General features: G+C 47.4%; 15 protein-coding genes. 3 read left to right on the plus strand and 12 right to left on the minus strand.

The genetic code is table 11. The features are described from left to right. Positions 1–60 precede the first annotated feature (60 nt). Positions 61–360 (plus strand): flagellar biosynthesis anti-sigma factor FlgM, encoded by a 300-nt coding sequence (flgM, locus tag ACT3RT_RS05525; RefSeq protein ID WP_353501865.1) that lies wholly within the window; start codon positions 61–63, stop codon positions 358–360. A 35-nt stretch (positions 361–395) separates the two neighbouring features. Then, on the plus strand, positions 396–833 hold the full coding sequence (locus ACT3RT_RS05530; protein WP_034789986.1) for a flagella synthesis protein FlgN: 438 nt from the start codon (positions 396–398) through the stop codon (positions 831–833). Between the two features lie 140 nt (positions 834–973). Here the strand turns inward: ACT3RT_RS05530 and ACT3RT_RS05535 are convergent, their stop codons facing one another. From ACT3RT_RS05535 to flhB, 3 genes are read right to left on the minus strand one after another with little or no spacing between them, the layout of a single operon-like run. Next, positions 974–1,396, minus strand: a complete 423-nt coding sequence (locus ACT3RT_RS05535) for a flagellar protein FlhE (protein ID WP_496200358.1) — start codon at positions 1,394–1,396, stop codon at positions 974–976. After that, the gene (flhA, locus tag ACT3RT_RS05540; protein WP_353501862.1) at positions 1,396–3,474 is read right to left on the minus strand and encodes a flagellar biosynthesis protein FlhA; all 2,079 of its coding nucleotides are present in this window, start codon (positions 3,472–3,474) and stop codon (positions 1,396–1,398) included. Before flhA ends, ACT3RT_RS05535 begins: the two co-directional genes overlap by 1 nt. Then, on the minus strand, positions 3,467–4,618 hold the full coding sequence (gene flhB / locus ACT3RT_RS05545; protein ID WP_353501861.1) for a flagellar biosynthesis protein FlhB: 1,152 nt from the start codon (positions 4,616–4,618) through the stop codon (positions 3,467–3,469). The genes flhA and flhB overlap by 8 nt, the downstream gene beginning before the upstream one ends. Positions 4,619–4,953: 335 nt before the next feature. Between flhB and ACT3RT_RS05550 the strand changes: the two genes are divergently transcribed. After that, a complete protein-coding gene (locus ACT3RT_RS05550) occupies positions 4,954–5,499 on the plus strand; it encodes a tyrosine-type DNA invertase (RefSeq protein WP_353501860.1) in 546 nt (181 codons plus the stop codon). Positions 5,500–5,596: 97 nt separating this feature from the next. Here the strand turns inward: ACT3RT_RS05550 and ACT3RT_RS05555 are convergent, their stop codons facing one another. From ACT3RT_RS05555 to ACT3RT_RS05595, 9 genes are all read right to left on the minus strand, one after another. Beyond that, the gene (locus ACT3RT_RS05555) at positions 5,597–6,241 is read right to left on the minus strand and encodes a response regulator transcription factor (protein WP_353503954.1); all 645 of its coding nucleotides are present in this window, start codon (positions 6,239–6,241) and stop codon (positions 5,597–5,599) included. A 66-nt stretch (positions 6,242–6,307) separates the two neighbouring features. Then, entirely contained in the window at positions 6,308–7,027 is a 720-nt protein-coding gene (locus ACT3RT_RS05560) for a LuxR C-terminal-related transcriptional regulator (RefSeq protein WP_496202628.1), read from the minus strand. 150 nt (positions 7,028–7,177) lie between these two features. Beyond that, complete coding sequence (locus ACT3RT_RS05565) at positions 7,178–7,711, minus strand: fimbrial protein (RefSeq protein ID WP_496202629.1); 534 nt, start codon at positions 7,709–7,711, stop codon at positions 7,178–7,180. Positions 7,712–7,781: 70 nt separating this feature from the next. Beyond that, positions 7,782–8,885, minus strand: coding sequence for a fimbrial protein (locus tag ACT3RT_RS05570; protein WP_353501857.1), 1,104 nt, complete (start codon positions 8,883–8,885; stop codon positions 7,782–7,784). Further along, positions 8,882–11,437 carry a fimbria/pilus outer membrane usher protein gene (locus tag ACT3RT_RS05575; RefSeq protein WP_496202630.1) on the minus strand — a complete coding sequence of 852 codons (2,556 nt, stop codon included), beginning with the start codon at positions 11,435–11,437 and terminating at the stop codon, positions 8,882–8,884. Before ACT3RT_RS05575 ends, ACT3RT_RS05570 begins: the two co-directional genes overlap by 4 nt. A 103-nt stretch (positions 11,438–11,540) precedes the next feature. Next, on the minus strand, positions 11,541–12,227 hold the full coding sequence (locus tag ACT3RT_RS05580) for a fimbrial biogenesis chaperone (protein ID WP_496202631.1): 687 nt from the start codon (positions 12,225–12,227) through the stop codon (positions 11,541–11,543). A 102-nt stretch (positions 12,228–12,329) separates the two neighbouring features. Then, positions 12,330–12,998, minus strand: coding sequence for a fimbrial protein (locus tag ACT3RT_RS05585; RefSeq protein ID WP_441656110.1), 669 nt, complete (start codon positions 12,996–12,998; stop codon positions 12,330–12,332). Between the two features lie 694 nt (positions 12,999–13,692). After that, positions 13,693–14,427, minus strand: a complete 735-nt coding sequence (locus ACT3RT_RS05590) for an SDR family oxidoreductase (protein ID WP_496202632.1) — start codon at positions 14,425–14,427, stop codon at positions 13,693–13,695. Between the two features lie 3 nt (positions 14,428–14,430). Next, positions 14,431–14,679 carry an acyl carrier protein gene (locus ACT3RT_RS05595; protein WP_353501852.1) on the minus strand — a complete coding sequence of 83 codons (249 nt, stop codon included), beginning with the start codon at positions 14,677–14,679 and terminating at the stop codon, positions 14,431–14,433. Between the last annotated feature and the right edge of the window lie 11 nt (positions 14,680–14,690).

Genomic DNA, 14,690 nt, shown 5'->3' on the forward strand with positions numbered 1-14,690 from the left:
GTGTCGATAACCTGATATCAAAGCCGCAATTTGACGGCATATCAGATTGGGAGAAGTATTATGAGCATCGAACGCACTCAGGCATCGCAACCGGTTAGCCCGATTCAACAGCGCGATCCGTCTGACACCAATGCGCAAGTGACACGCAAAGAAAGCACCAACAGCGCGCCAGTTAGCGGCACGGCTGTCACCCTGAGTGATGCTCAGGCCGTGCTGACCAAATCAAGTTCACAAGACATTAATACTGCACGTGTAGAACAGTTAAAGCAGGCTATCCGTGACGGCAAACTGACGATGGATACCGGCAAAATCGCCGATGCGTTGTTGCAGGACACGCAGGCCTATCTCAACGATATTTAAGTCAATAAGCTTAAGTTGAAAGGTAAAGAAGCCCGATGAAAGATTTTATCAAGACCATGAAGACGCTGGTGGAAACGCTGGAAGCGCTGGATTTGATCATTCAACATGAACAAACCCTGCTCTGCTCAGGCCGCGTCAATGGGGTAGCTTTGCAAAATATAACTGAACAAAAAAGCTCCCTGCTGACCACCGTCGATTATCTTGATAAACAGCGTCGGGAACATGACGCGAGATTGAAGCAGACTGCGCCCTATTCGCGTCAGCCTGAAATTGCTGCCATGTGGAAGGCCGTGGTTCAACTGAGTGAGAAGCTCAGCGCGCTAAACCGCCACAACGGTATGCTGCTCAATAAGCAAATTGACTACAACACGCAGGCCATGGCCATTCTGGGCGCCAGCCAAACGCAAAAGCTTTATGGCCCAAACGGCCAGACTTCAGTCAGCGGGCAGACCGTGCGTAAAATTTCGGTATAACTTCTCCAACTTTATCCTTCTTTCTCCTGCTCATAAATTCCCAGCCTGCCAAAACTCAGACAAAAAAATATCGCCGATATCAGCGATATTTTTGTGATTGACGGCAGGATTGGTTTTAAAAGCCAGCCCTGGCAACCCATTTAGCGATAATTCACGATCACCTGCTGACTCACCACGCGCAGCGGCGGGTTTAGCCTGCCTTGTCCCTCGACGCCAAATACCAGCCTGAAAGAAGACTGCGCCGACTGACCAAAGAAGTTACGCGTTTGCCCCTGCGCGGCATCCAGCTGCTGGCAGCGGTTGCTGCTACTGCACAGCTGCACCTGCAAACCCGCCGGTTCCGGACCCAGCAGGCTGTAGCTCCAACTTATAGTATCGATAACCGCCGAGGGCATCTGCATCACCGGCGCGTTGGCTGATGGGCTTAGCGTTGAAGCAGAAGCCATCTGCCCGCGATTTTGTAGCGTGATGCCCGCCTTGCTGTCCGACCAGGAGCCAGAGGCCGCCAGAGCGGACACCGAGCAGCACATGATTAAAAGCCCCGTAGCCATTTGTTTCATCATTACTCTCCGCCAATGGTGGCAGTCATACGAATCTGGCGGCTGTCGCTCATCTCCAAATTCGACATCACGGCAATTTGCGGCAGTGAACGACGCAGGAAGCGAGACAGCAAAGCGCGCAGCGCATGGTTGACCAGCAATACCGGCGGCGCTCCATTGACCTCCTGTTGTTGCAGCGCGGCCTGGGCCTGCGTCAGTAGACGCTCCGCCAGCCCCGGCTCCAGCCCGCCGCCGCCCTGCAGTGCTTGCAGCAGCAGGCGCTCAAGGGCGGTATCTAATCCAATAACCTGCACTTCACCCGTGCCCGGGAACCACTGTTGAGTGATTGCCCTGCCCAGCGCGACGCGCACCACGGCCGTCAGTTCGTTGGCGTCAGTTTGATTCGGCGCATGCTCGGCCAGAGTCTCAATAATGGTGCGCATGTCGCGAATAGAAACGCGCTCCGCCAGCAGGTTCTGCAATACTTTATGTAAGGTAGTCAGCGTTACCACGCCCGGGATGAAGTCCTCAGTCAGCTTCGGCAACTCTTTGCTGACGCGCTCCATCAGCTCCTGCGTTTCCTGACGGCCAAACAGCTCTTGCGCATGCATGCTGATCAGGTGGTTAAGGTGGGTGGCCACCACGGTACTGGCTTCCACCACGGTAAAGCCCTGAATTTGTGCCTGTTCGCGCAGCGCCGGTTCAATCCACACGGCGGCCAGGCCAAAGGCCGGATCCTGAGTCACTTCACCCGGCAATTGACCAATCGCGTTGCCAGGGTTAATCGCCATCCAGCGACCCGGATGGGCCTCGCCGGAACCTATTTCCACCCCTTTCATCAAGATGCGGTATCCGGCTGGCGGTAATTCAAGATTGTCGCGAATATGGATAACCGGCGGCAGATAGCCCATCTCCTGCGCGAACTTCTTACGAATGCTGCGGATACGCCCCAGCAGCTCGCCGTTCTGCGCGTGGTCCACCATCGGGATCAGGCGATAACCCACTTCCATACCTAAAGAGTCTTCCAACTGAACATCCGACCAACTGGCTTCCACCAGCTGCTGGCTTTCGGTATTTACCTGCACCGTCTCTTTCGCCACTGCCGGTTTCTGCTGCTGGCCGCGAGTCCACCACGCCAGAGCCAGTAAAGCCCCGGTGAACAGCAGGAAGACGAAGTTCGGCATACCCGGCACCAGACCGAGCAGGCCCAAAACGCCGGCGCTGAGCATCATCACGCGAGGATTGCGGAACAGCTGGGTGACCATCTGCTCGCCGACATCTTCATTGGTGCCCACGCGGGTAACGATAACGCCCGCCGCGGTCGAGATAACCAATGCTGGGATCTGCGCAACCAGGCCGTCACCGATGGTCAGCAAGGTGTAACTTTCAGCCGCGTGGCCGAGATCCATTCCGTGCTGCAACACACCCACCAGCAGGCCGCCAACCACGTTGATCACCATGATCATCAGGCCCGCGATGGCGTCGCCGCGCACGAACTTACTCGCACCGTCCATTGAGCCGTAGAAATCGGCTTCCTGAGTCACTTCGGAACGGCGTTTTTTCGCTTCTTCTTCGCCAATCAGCCCGGCGTTGAGGTCAGCGTCAATGGCCATCTGTTTACCCGGCATTCCGTCTAACACGAAACGCGCGCCCACCTCAGCAATACGCCCGGCACCTTTGGTGATAACCATAAAGTTAATCAATACCAAGATGATGAACACCACGATACCGATGGCAAAGTTACCGCCAACCAAGAAGTGGCCGAACGCTTCAACCACGCGCCCCGCCGCCCCTGCGCCGGTATGGCCTTCGAGCAAAATGATACGCGTCGAGGCCACGTTGAGCGACAGTCGCAACAAGGTAGAGAACAGCAGAATGGTTGGAAAAGCAGCAAACTCAAGGGTGCGCTGGGTGAACATCGCCACCAGCAACACCATGATCGACAGGGCAATGTTAAAGGTAAACAGCAGGTCGAGGATGAACGGCGGCAAAGGCAGCACCATCATCGACAAAATAATCAGGATCAGGATAGGCCCGGCGAGCACCTGCCATTGTGTATCTTTGAAGCCCGGTAAGCGCAGCAGCGCGGCCAGATTACCCATGTGTTTCTGTTTCTCCAGCAAAGTCCAATGCTTCAGGCACCGGTAAATGTTCAGGTTTTTTCGGGATTAATCCGCCTTCACGCTTCCAGCGCTTAAGCTGATACACCCACGCCAGCACTTCCGCGACCGCGGCATAAAGCGCGGCGGGGATCTGCTGACCAATATCACTATGACGGTAAAGCGCACGCGCCAGCGGCGGGGCCTCCAGCGTCGGAATTCTATGTTCGGCAGCCAGTTCTTTTATGCGCAGCGCCACGTCACCCGCCCCTTTCGCCAACACTTTCGGCGCGCTCATTTTGCTTTCGCTATATTGCAGCGCAACGGCGTAGTGCGTCGGGTTGGTAACAATAACGTCGGCCTTAGGCACGTCGGCCATCATGCGGCGACGCGCCATGGCCCGCTGCTGCTGGCGAATACGGCCTTTAACGTGCGGATCGCCTTCCTGACTCTTAAACTCGTCGCGAATGTCTTGTTTACTCATCCGCAACTTTTTAATGTGGCTCCAGATTTGCCAAAAGACGTCGAACGCCACCATTGGGATCAGGCCGAATACCACCATCATGGCGCAAAACGCCACCATGCTTAGAGCCTCGGCCAACGCCGGAATGGTCGGCTGCGCCATCAGGCGCATCATGTCCTGCCAGTGATGCCACAGGTAAAGACCGCAAATGAAGCCAACAATGGTGGCTTTCAAAATGGCTTTCAGGAGTTCTGCCAGCACCTGCGCTGAAAACATGCGCTTCAGCCCGGCAATGGGGTCCAGACGATTGAGCTTCGGCGCAAAAGATTTGCCGCTAAAGTTCAACCCGCCGAGCAGCAGAGGCGCGGCCAGCGCAACCAGAACTAACCCACCAATTACGGGCAGCAGTGCCCAAACTGCACGCCCCAGCAACGACGCCATTTGCCGCAGCATTTGCCGGTCATTGCTGATGATGTCGTGATCGAAATTCAGACCTTGTGAAATCATCACCGCTAACTGCCGCGCCATCGACTCCCCGGATACCCATAGCAATGAAAAACCGGCCCCCAGCATCAGCATGGAGGTCAGTTCGCGCGAGCGCGGTATCTGCCCTTCTTCGCGGGCCTTTTCAAGCCTGTGGGGTGTGGGGGCTTCGCTTTTTTCGAGATCGCTTTCTTCAGCCACCGGTCGGTTCCTGTTGGTGCATCATCCATCGCCAAAAAGCCATGGATACAATTTCAGGCATAGCATGCCAAAACCTTGTGGGTCTGATTGCTGGAACAAAGGGGATAAATGGGGGTTATTCTTGAGATAAATGGCTTGAAGGTGATTGCTGAGATTACGCCACGCGCAACTATAGAACGCGGAGTGACTTACCCAGCGAAGGTTTTTTCATGACAACTTTCATAATTCCTCTCATATTGCCATGAAATGGAGCCACATAATTAAATAAGCGGCACTAACTCTTACAAATCGTTATATATACACCATCAAAAAACCATGGATAGGTAATCAAAATAATGCAGAACTTTTTAAATCAGCAAGAAATAGAGAAAATGATTGCGGCAACGGCAATGGGTAAAAACCGTGCGCGTGATGAATGCATGTTGTTAATGTGTTTTATACATGGACTGCGCGTGACAGAGTTAATTAATTTGCGGTTCAGTGATATCGAATTACAAACAAAAAGGATTTCCATTTCCCGTTTAAAAAACGGTTTTACTGTCCAGCACCCTTTGCAGCCCCGCGAAATTGTAGCTATAGAAAATTGGTTACAGATACGTTCAGGCTTTTTAGATGCAGATACCCCTTGGTTGTTCCTATCAAAACATGGCGGACAGCTTTCCAGACAGCAATTCTATCGACTCGTGCGTAAATATGGCGAAATGGCCGGGCTGGATACTCAGGTTCATCCCCATATGCTTAGGCATGCCTGCGGCTATGCTTTAGCCGATAAAGGCTTTGATACAAGATTGATTCAAAATTATTTAGGGCATCGTAATATTCAAAACACCGCTATTTATACTACCAGCAATACGCCACATTTTGTGGCGGTAGAGATTTAATCTCAGTTGCCGAATCTGATGTTTGACTCTCGCCCTTCACTATAAAGTTGAAGGGCGAGCCTACTTATCTGCACCCTAATTTAGATACACACTATGTTTAGAGATAAAGTTTATCTTTCATCAAAAATAATTCAGCATCGTTTTTAACGGATAATTTACGCATAGCATTACACTTATGGGCACTGATCGTCTTAATACTAAGACTTCTCAGAGTAGCAATTTCTCCCAGACTCATTCCATTAAACAGATGCTTAAGCACTTCCTTTTCACTGCAGGTAAGTTGACGAGCAGAGAGATCGGCTGAACTATTTTGCAAGGCAAGATAGCCACAGATCTTCTGGCTTAGAAAACGTCTCCCTTGTAAAGCCTGCCTAAAAGAATCAACAATTTTGGCTAAAGGCTCACTACGTGCAATAAGACTGATATTAGGCTCGCAAAGCAAGGGGCGCATTTGCTCTCCTGACTGACAAGATGTGTAGACAATCATAATCAGATTAGGATACTGCGAACATAGATTTAGAATAATATCTCGCCCTTCGATGAAGGACTCACTCTGGCTGTACAAATCAGTGACGAGTACATCAACTGACTGATACATAAAGGCTTCGCTCACCTTTTTAAGACTGTTTTCTTGCAAAATGACATCTTTCACGATACCTAGTGAATCAAGAAAATAGCATAGACCGGCAAGTGCTAGCGGGCTGCTATCCATTAATGCTATTTTAAGTGGTGTAGTTGGCATGACACGCAAAATATAACTCCCTGTATTATTAGATGTATGCCGTTTTATTGGTCAACCGTTATTACGTCAGAAAACAACGCCGGGCCAAGCTTTCATCATCCATATTCCTTGTGCAAACAGCTCACTGTCGTTCTTAAATCCCAACTTCGCCATGGCGTTGCGTTTATGAGTGCTAATAGTGCGGATATCACGATGCATTTTCGCTGCCACTGATGAGACATTCATACCGGAAAAAAGATAGGTCAACACATCCAACTCGCGTCGTGTCAGCGCAGTTATCTCTTTTCCCGAGTCTGATAAGCTCAACAACTGTCGCAGTTTAGGGCTGTAAAATTTCCCCCCTGATACAATCTGCGAGATACATTGAACAAAGGCTATCGTCGGCTCACTTTTCAATAAAATGCCGTGAGCACCCGATGAAACGACCAATTGAAGTATTCTGTATTCGCTAAAAGCGGTGCAGACAATAACTTTTACCTCCGGCCAGCGAGAATGTAATGAAGGCAAAAGCCTTAATCCATCCAAAACAGATTCTTTTTCCCCGCATAAATCCATCAATAAAAGTTTTGGGCGATGAGCCTTAATTAGCGGCATGATGTCCGCTAGCGAATTGGTATGAATAATATCCTTACCTACATCGCAACTCTCCAGTAAAAGGCGACGCATCCCTAAAGCTGTTACGGGGCAGCTCTCCATAATGATCACCCCGTTATTTTTAACGGCTTGAGGTTTCATGGATGATGACGATGTACAACGGTGTAACTGCGACATTGGAAAATTATTCATCTTCTCATCTTTATGTTCGGAAAATAGAGAGTGTTATTAAACTGGCTTAACGCTTTCATTTCTAATAGTTAGCAACAATAGTGAAGTCCTTTTATTTATTACAAACTCAGAGGAACAAAGTATCATCGCTTCTCAGCATCAAAATACTACTTATTGATATGTGAAGCTAACCTGCATACTGCCTACTATTGATCCTGGGGTGACATTACCGGAAACAGTATATGCACGCGCTTGTAAATTAAACTTTGCCGTAGAACTTGCGCGCTCTATTGCCTGCGTAACATTAGCGCCGTTACCTAACATCCGACTGTCACTGATATTTTGTACTTGGATCTGTAGGTTAGTTGCTGAACCTGTGTTGATAAAAGTATCTGAGCCTGCGGAGGCTGGGGTCCCATTCACTGTCATTGTGACACTTTTGGTGGTTTCAGGGCATGAGCTCAATTGCAGACTAAAATTGACCCAGGGTGCTGCTGAACCAGCTGATGATAGAACATATTGATGTATACCATCACCCAGGTTTACCTCAACGCCAGAGGTCGGGAAATTAACCCGGCAAGCCGCGGCTTTTATATTGCCGGTGATTTGCAAAGTCGTGGCTGACTTTGAGGAAAACGAGGTTGCACTTAAAATCAGCATTATTGACGAAATCACCTTGAATTTCGTCGCTGTAAAAATCGTCATATCTACATCCTTCTAACCTTTAAGTAGCATTCACGTTTAAGGTGAATGCTATGGGATGCTGCTTGTCAGCTTACTCAAGCTCAGCCTGAATCGTTGCAGTCGCAGTAAAATTACCGGTGCCCGGTGTTCGCCCAGTGGTGTTAATGGGGTAGAGCTTTATCTGGGTAGATGCAGATTGCGACGCGTAATTCATATTTAACGGCAGGTCTCCGCTTATTGGTGGGATAACTGCGCCTGAAGCATTTTCAATTTTTACGCCGACATTTTCGTTAGTGGTTGCCAGGACGCTGGGTTCACTTGGGTCTGGCGTCCCCTGAAACGAAAGGCTCACCTTGACACCCTCTGAAATATTGTTACAGGCGACATTAAGTTGCTGGTTTTTAGGCACAAAACCTTTGGCCATCTCACCTTTAGTATTAATATTTGTGGCGATAATATCGCCGAAAGGAATAGTGATCACTCCGCCGCCGTTGATAGTGCAGGATTGGGGTACAGTTACTGTTCCACTCATATAAACAGAAGAAACGGGCACTGTTGATTTACTGTCACCATCAGTAGCAACAAAAATATCAACAACTTTTGTCATTGGAATAGTCTGTACGCCGACGAAGGCTCTTCTAAAATAGAGTGAAACTGAACCTTTATTACCGGTTTCCCAAGAACCACTTCTTTCACAGGATGTACCCGTAGGATTTTGATTGCTCATATGGAAGGGTGCAGGGATAATTTTCCTTAAACCACCCGCGACAAAAATACTACTAGCCACCCCCAAGTAAGGGCTTATCCCATAGTATTTATTAGTACCATCGTTATAAACCACCCCACCACTTTCAGGTACTTTTGCGGTAATGTATGGTGCCCAAAAAACCCCACGGCAATTGCATCGAATGATGTAATCACCCGCGGTATTCCAGCTAAAAGCGTTGGGCTTCAACATTCCCGCGGTATTTTCTGATGGCGTGGTTAAGGTATAATTCATATTAAAATTATATACTTTAGTACTGGTATCAGGCCCGCAGGTAGCAGAATTTGCTGTCCCACTAAACGCGAATAATGCAATACTCGTCCCTAACAGCGTAAACGCTCTGGCATATCCAACTTTGTTCTTGGCAGAGTTCATTAACTGCGAGAAAACAGTGCTATTTATATTATTCATATTCGAATTCCATTTCATCGACATTCCCCTTTCAACAACTCGATATTGGCAGCGTCAATCGATTTTTGCAGGCGATAATCCACTTCGCAGGTTTGCGATGCAGCATTACCCCATTTCACACTTAATCGTCCTGAGTCACTCATCCCAGTAAGATAAACCTGACCACCGTCACCGACGATATTTCCGTTATAACTCTTGTTACTAAGATCAGTAACCATGGCACCAAAGGGCACTGGCTCACCATTGCTACGGATAAGAGTCATTAATACACGCTGGCCAACGCGAGGGTTGAAATCGGCACGTACTACAGCCCCACGAGCAGGAATGACCGATGTTGAACTCATGGTGATATCTACATCGTCAGGCAGGGATTGAGTATCAAGCACAATTTGGTTATTACGATATGGCGTTGCATAAGGTACGACCGCGTATCCGCGCCCATCAGTGATAACGCCTGAGTTACCAGTTACTCTTACATTTCCAGCCCCTGGTGCTTTCACCAAGACCATGGTTTCACTTAAAGGTTGAGAGAGGGTTAAACCATTTTCATGGACTATCGCTCCACCTTCTAAACCATAACTCAGACGGCGTTGGTTTTTGTCATAGCTATAGCCAACATTGAATTCGCCTTGGCCCCCTTTATAATCGGCGGCGGCGCTTCCACTGGATCCCTGACCTTGACTGCCATAGCCCTGGCTCAGGTTATAACTTAAATTATCATCAGCCAAAGCTGTACCACTTATGCCTAGATTATTAGTGGTATTGCCTTTTTTACTGGTGCTCATACCATAGGTGGCGTATCCGCCCGGTAACCATTTATTCAATGGTATGCTGACGTTAAGGGCAAAAATTTGGTCAGTATATAAAGTACGGGAACCGTAGCCGTCCGTACCATTTTTGTTGTAGGTGTAATTCAGGCCATACGAAATACCAGACCATGTATTGTTATATCCCACTCCGACAGATTCAGTACTGCGATTATTATTCCAATACTTTTCTTTAACCATGCTGACTGAAATCGCACCGCCCTTCTGCCACAGATTTTGGCTCATGGTCAGCTCAAAACGGTTCTTTTTCTGATCCGAAGTATAGCTATTGCCTTTGTTGTAGCTGTCTAATGCTTCTTGCAGGGTATAGAAACCCGCCGTTGAATAACGGTAGCTAGCAAGACTGAAGTTAGTCCCTGTTTCTACGAAGCTTTTCCCGTAGCGCAACCGATATGATTGACCACTGGTTTTAGGGGTATCTTGCTGAGTGGTCCAAGCCTGAGTGACATCAGCAGACAACGCACCAATTCGCCCTAAATTTTGCCCCAAACCAGCGACTAAAGCCTGATATTTAGTGGCAGCCTGTACCCCACCGTAAACAGTGGCCCCATAGCGCATGCCATAAATAGCAGTGCCCTGTGAAAAGACTGCTTTCTCAACATCACTGTTGCTTGAGCGGTATTGACCACTGGTCAGGCTATATTTGAGTCGGCCTTCGCGCTGAAGTACCGGGACAGCGGCGAAAGGCACAACCAAATTCTGTTCGCTTCCGTCGGCCTCTTTGATAGTGACCTGTAAGTCACCAGAGCCAGATGTTGGATAGAGATCCGAAATATTAAATGGACCCGGTGCAACATAGCTTTGATAAATAATATAACCATTCTGCCTGATAGTGACCTGCGCATTACTGCGCGCAATCCCACGCACTACCGGCGAGTAGCCTTTCATGCTGTCAGGGAGCATGTCATCGTCAGAGGCCAGTTGCGCACCGCGAAACGAAACAGCATCAAATACTTCACTTGGCGAAGCACTATCACCCAGAGTTAACTGGCTCTTTAATACTTTAATATCACGCTGCATATAGGTATTAATCGATTTCCAGCGATCCTTACCATCATCGTCTCGGCTCCACGTGGAGTAGTTACGCAATCGCCAATCGGCTAGGTTAATGCCAGTTCTGAGGTTTAAATAATAGGTGTCACTATCCTGGGATATACTATTTTTGGCTTCTTGGTTGGCGCCGGTGAAGTTGTAGTTCATCAGCAATGCTGGAATACCGTTATCCCATTTTTCCGGCGATACGTAGCCACGAGCCTGTTGATTTAGTGCTGCTTGAGGAAGGCTAAGGTCTAAACGCTGCTGTTCAAAATCAAAACGTGCAGATGCCTGCGGAATATCCTGGCTGAGGTTCACGCACTCATCCGTTGCATTGATTTTTGGATACAGCGCGAGTTTGACGCCCAACTCTTTTAGCATCTCACTATTTAGGCAGGGTTGAAGGCTTTGGGTTCCTGCTGCATCAGTGAATAAGTTAAAGTTGGCATCCTGTGTGGTGATCATTGTCCCGTTGAGATAAATATCAACGCGATAAGTCCCTGGTGGCTGATTTCCACTTTTTTCAAAAATTGAAAGATCAGCATTTCCCTGCATTGGGTTATCTATTTCAAGTAAAGCCGGACTAAAATATTCCTCAGCGTTCGCGATCCCGGCTCCGCCAAGCATTGCAGCAAGCTGGCAGGAGATGAACCAAGCGAGATAGGAATGTTTGAAGCCGACTGAGCGGTAACTCTTCGGTTTTTTCATTATTTTGATTCCATTCTTATCACCGCCAAATAATCGGCGTGATAGGTAGTGCGCATCCATAGCGCCCTGACGTTATTTACGCCTACTTAGTGGCTATTAGCGATCATAATGTCTGAACAAATGATTGGCTTGTGCCGCCATAATCGTTGATATATTGCCAGCTTAAGGTGTTACCGGAGATATTATTCGGTAATGTAAAACTGGCGCTTGAATATGGCGCCACCATTGGGACATCTTTAATTTCCGCGCCGTTAATTTTGACGTTAAAGAAAGTGAAATAGTGGGCTGAAGAGTTGGTGATCTGCACAGAATTTCCCGTACGTTTCCATGTCAGATTTTTTACGGCATCTTCAGGTGTAGTTTCGATACCCGCAGGTCTATATATCAACTTAATCCGCGTCTTGACGGCAATTTGCAGTGTATTCTCTCTTTTTTCCGCATAAGGAATTGATTTGATATTCATCCAGAATATAGATTCCCTATCCTCCGGCAGATTTCCTCCGGCGCGTACCACGCGCAAAACATTCTGCCGTTCAGCATCCAGACGGAATAATGGCGGTGTAGCGAGAAATGGCGCTTTTTCTGCTTTGTTCTGCCCTGAAACAAGCTCGCCGTCTACCCAGGATTGAATAAGGAAAGGAACCTTGTCAGGATTATTTACAGTGATTGATGCTTCTTTCTTATTACCTTCGTAAATAAGACGTGTGCCGCCAATGACAATCCCTGCTTGTACCGATGTGGTTATGAGCAGCAAAAATGCTGTGATAACCGTAACTCGCCATCTTTCCATGATGTTTACCCAATAAAATATCTTAAATAGATCAAGGGCAATATCTACCCCTGATCTGATATATCAAATCGCTTCTAAACCATTGTGTTTAATGACTGAGATTTATTGATATATAATTGTAAATTGGGCTGCACCTTCTGCTGCACCAGCGGTGACGGTACTAGAGAGAGAGACATAACGTGCCTTGAAATCAAGGTTATTAGCAGTAGTCTTTAAAGTATAGGCCGCTGAATCTTGATACAAACTAATCGGGTTATCATCTTTGTCATAAATTTTAATACCGACGCCAGTCGCTTTACCTGTACCAGTAGCAACGGCTAATACGGTATTATCACCCGCCACTTGCGTACCATCAAAACGCACTTTGGCACTGGTCACTGTTGAAGGGCAACCTGTTAATACCAAGGTGAATTTTTGAGCAGCAGATAAAGATCCAGATGTTGGAAACGCTGTAGTACCAATTTTACCCAGTTGAACATCCAGATTTTTGGATGCTGCACTAACAGTACATGGGTTACTAATAACGTCGCCCTTAAAATTTATAGTACCGTCAATAGCGAAAGCTGAAGAAGAGATTACAGAAGCAACCAACAAAGCAAGACCAGTAATATTTTTTTTCATTTCAAATTTCCTTTGAACATATGCATAGAGGACGCCGTCATTGGCGTTCGCATTGTTTTTGACAAAACCATCTGCCATTCCATTACTTTGTTCTTTAGAGGTTCCACCTCTTAAATAAACGGCTAAGTCATTACAGTAAATGCTCAACAATTCATTCCGAAGCAAAGTGGCTCTACTTTAGTTCCGCTAAAAAAAACTGTCAATAGACAGTCCATTATAATAAAAAACTTTAAATTAACCATTACAAATCAGTAGCTTGCTTTATAAATTCGAACTTTTGCCTCCATTTAAATCTAAGTATTTTCTTACGCTACAATTAGTCTTTGCTTTTATATGAACGCCTGATATGAAAGCACTAACTTTTTATTCCAAGAAATATAGAAATTTTGAACGCATGCTCCATAAGCAATGTTTGGTTAGCATATAAAGCCAAATGTGTCATTTCAGTTTAAAATGAATTATTTGAATTAAAGCCTAGTATTTATATTAGCCCCTGACGTCAAGATACCTGTAAACACTCAAATCCACTGTCACATTAAGCCAGACGAGTTAACTAACTCACTAATAAAAGGCAACGATAACAGCCTTGTAGTTAACAATTAAACACGTAGAGGTATGGCTAAGCGAAGCCTTTACTTTAAAAGGAACTGGGTAAGATATTTCTAATGTTTAGCTTCTGTTTATACTACTGACCGAGATTGGAGAAAAATTAACAAAACAGGATGAGAGTGTTGTGAAAGAGAGGAAGAGGGAGTGGGAAAACAAATGCATCAAATTGAACATCAAGAGTAAAGGTGCCCTTGATGTTCATTTAACGTTGATAAGTCAGTACTGGAGAGAGGTGTCAGGCGGTAAGGCCGCCGTCAATAACTAACGTCTGGCCTGTCATGTAACGGGCACCCTCGCCGACCAGCCATGATACGGCATTGGCAATGTCTTCAGGTTGCCCCAATCTTCTCATCGGAATGAGGCTGCGAATGGCTGTCATTTTCTCTTTGGGTAGAGAGTGCAGCATTTCACTATCAATAAAGCCAGGTAATAAGCTATTGACCCGAATGCCAAACCTGCCTAACTCTACTGCGAGAGAGCGGCTCAAGCCGATCATGGCCGCTTTGCTGGCACTGTAGGCCGTCTGCCCAATATTGCCTTTAATGCCTGATACTGACGACATCATGACTATCGCCCCCTCCCTTTGCGCAATCATCGCGGGAAGCAAGGCCTTGTTCCAATTGAACACGGCATTAAGATTGGTATCCATCACCTGTCGCCAGTTGTCGGATGTCTGAAACATATGCAATACATCAAGCGTAACGCCCGCGTTGTGAATGATGCCATAGGGAGCGCCAAGGCGTTGAATAAGCTGAGAAGCCGTGTCATTTACCGCCGCCTCATTCCGACCGTCACAGCGAATCCCTTCAACCTGCCCAGGTAATGACTCGCACAATGCCAGAAGTGATTGGCTTTGCTGTTCAGCACTCTGCCAGGTGAACACAACATTCCACTCTTTCGCCAGCTCGAGAACCGTCGCCCGGCCAATACCGCGGCTTCCGCCGGTGACCAAGATCCATTTGTCCAGCATTGGCTATTCACCCTTCTCACTAATGAATTCGCAAAGCTCACGTAGAGTGAGATCAGGTTGGTCAGCGAAAACGTCCGTTTCTATCGTAACGCTGAACTCTTTGTTGGCCAGAAGCATCAGTTCAACATAATCCAAACTGTCTAACTTGAGCTGTGAAAGGGGCATGTCTGGAGAAATGGACTCCATTTCGAGGTCTTTTGCTTCACACAGCATGGCGCAAACTTTGTTATAAACTTCATTGTAATCAATCATTTTAATTCCCT

The sequence above is a fragment of the Ewingella sp. AOP9-I1-14 genome (assembly GCF_052375995.1).
Taxonomy (GTDB): domain Bacteria; phylum Pseudomonadota; class Gammaproteobacteria; order Enterobacterales; family Enterobacteriaceae; genus Ewingella; species Ewingella allii.

Bases quoted from the DNA above. Each gene is read 5' to 3' on its own strand.
- flgM (WP_353501865.1), top strand. From the start codon at position 61: ATGAGCATCGAACGCACTCAGGCATCGCAACCGGTTAGCCCGATTCAA.
- ACT3RT_RS05530 (WP_034789986.1), top strand. From the start codon at position 396: ATGAAAGATTTTATCAAGACCATGAAGACGCTGGTGGAAACGCTGGAA.
- ACT3RT_RS05535 (WP_496200358.1), bottom strand. From the start codon at position 1,396: ATGATGAAACAAATGGCTACGGGGCTTTTAATCATGTGCTGCTCGGTG.
- flhA (WP_353501862.1), bottom strand. From the start codon at position 3,474: ATGGGTAATCTGGCCGCGCTGCTGCGCTTACCGGGCTTCAAAGATACA.
- ACT3RT_RS05550 (WP_353501860.1), top strand. From the start codon at position 4,954: ATGCAGAACTTTTTAAATCAGCAAGAAATAGAGAAAATGATTGCGGCA.
- ACT3RT_RS05555 (WP_353503954.1), bottom strand. From the start codon at position 6,241: ATGCCAACTACACCACTTAAAATAGCATTAATGGATAGCAGCCCGCTA.
- ACT3RT_RS05560 (WP_496202628.1), bottom strand. From the start codon at position 7,027: ATGAATAATTTTCCAATGTCGCAGTTACACCGTTGTACATCGTCATCA.
- ACT3RT_RS05565 (WP_496202629.1), bottom strand. From the start codon at position 7,711: ATGACGATTTTTACAGCGACGAAATTCAAGGTGATTTCGTCAATAATG.
- ACT3RT_RS05570 (WP_353501857.1), bottom strand. From the start codon at position 8,885: ATGAAATGGAATTCGAATATGAATAATATAAATAGCACTGTTTTCTCG.
- ACT3RT_RS05575 (WP_496202630.1), bottom strand. From the start codon at position 11,437: ATGAAAAAACCGAAGAGTTACCGCTCAGTCGGCTTCAAACATTCCTAT.
- ACT3RT_RS05580 (WP_496202631.1), bottom strand. From the start codon at position 12,227: ATGGAAAGATGGCGAGTTACGGTTATCACAGCATTTTTGCTGCTCATA.
- ACT3RT_RS05590 (WP_496202632.1), bottom strand. From the start codon at position 14,427: ATGCTGGACAAATGGATCTTGGTCACCGGCGGAAGCCGCGGTATTGGC.
- ACT3RT_RS05595 (WP_353501852.1), bottom strand. From the start codon at position 14,679: ATGATTGATTACAATGAAGTTTATAACAAAGTTTGCGCCATGCTGTGT.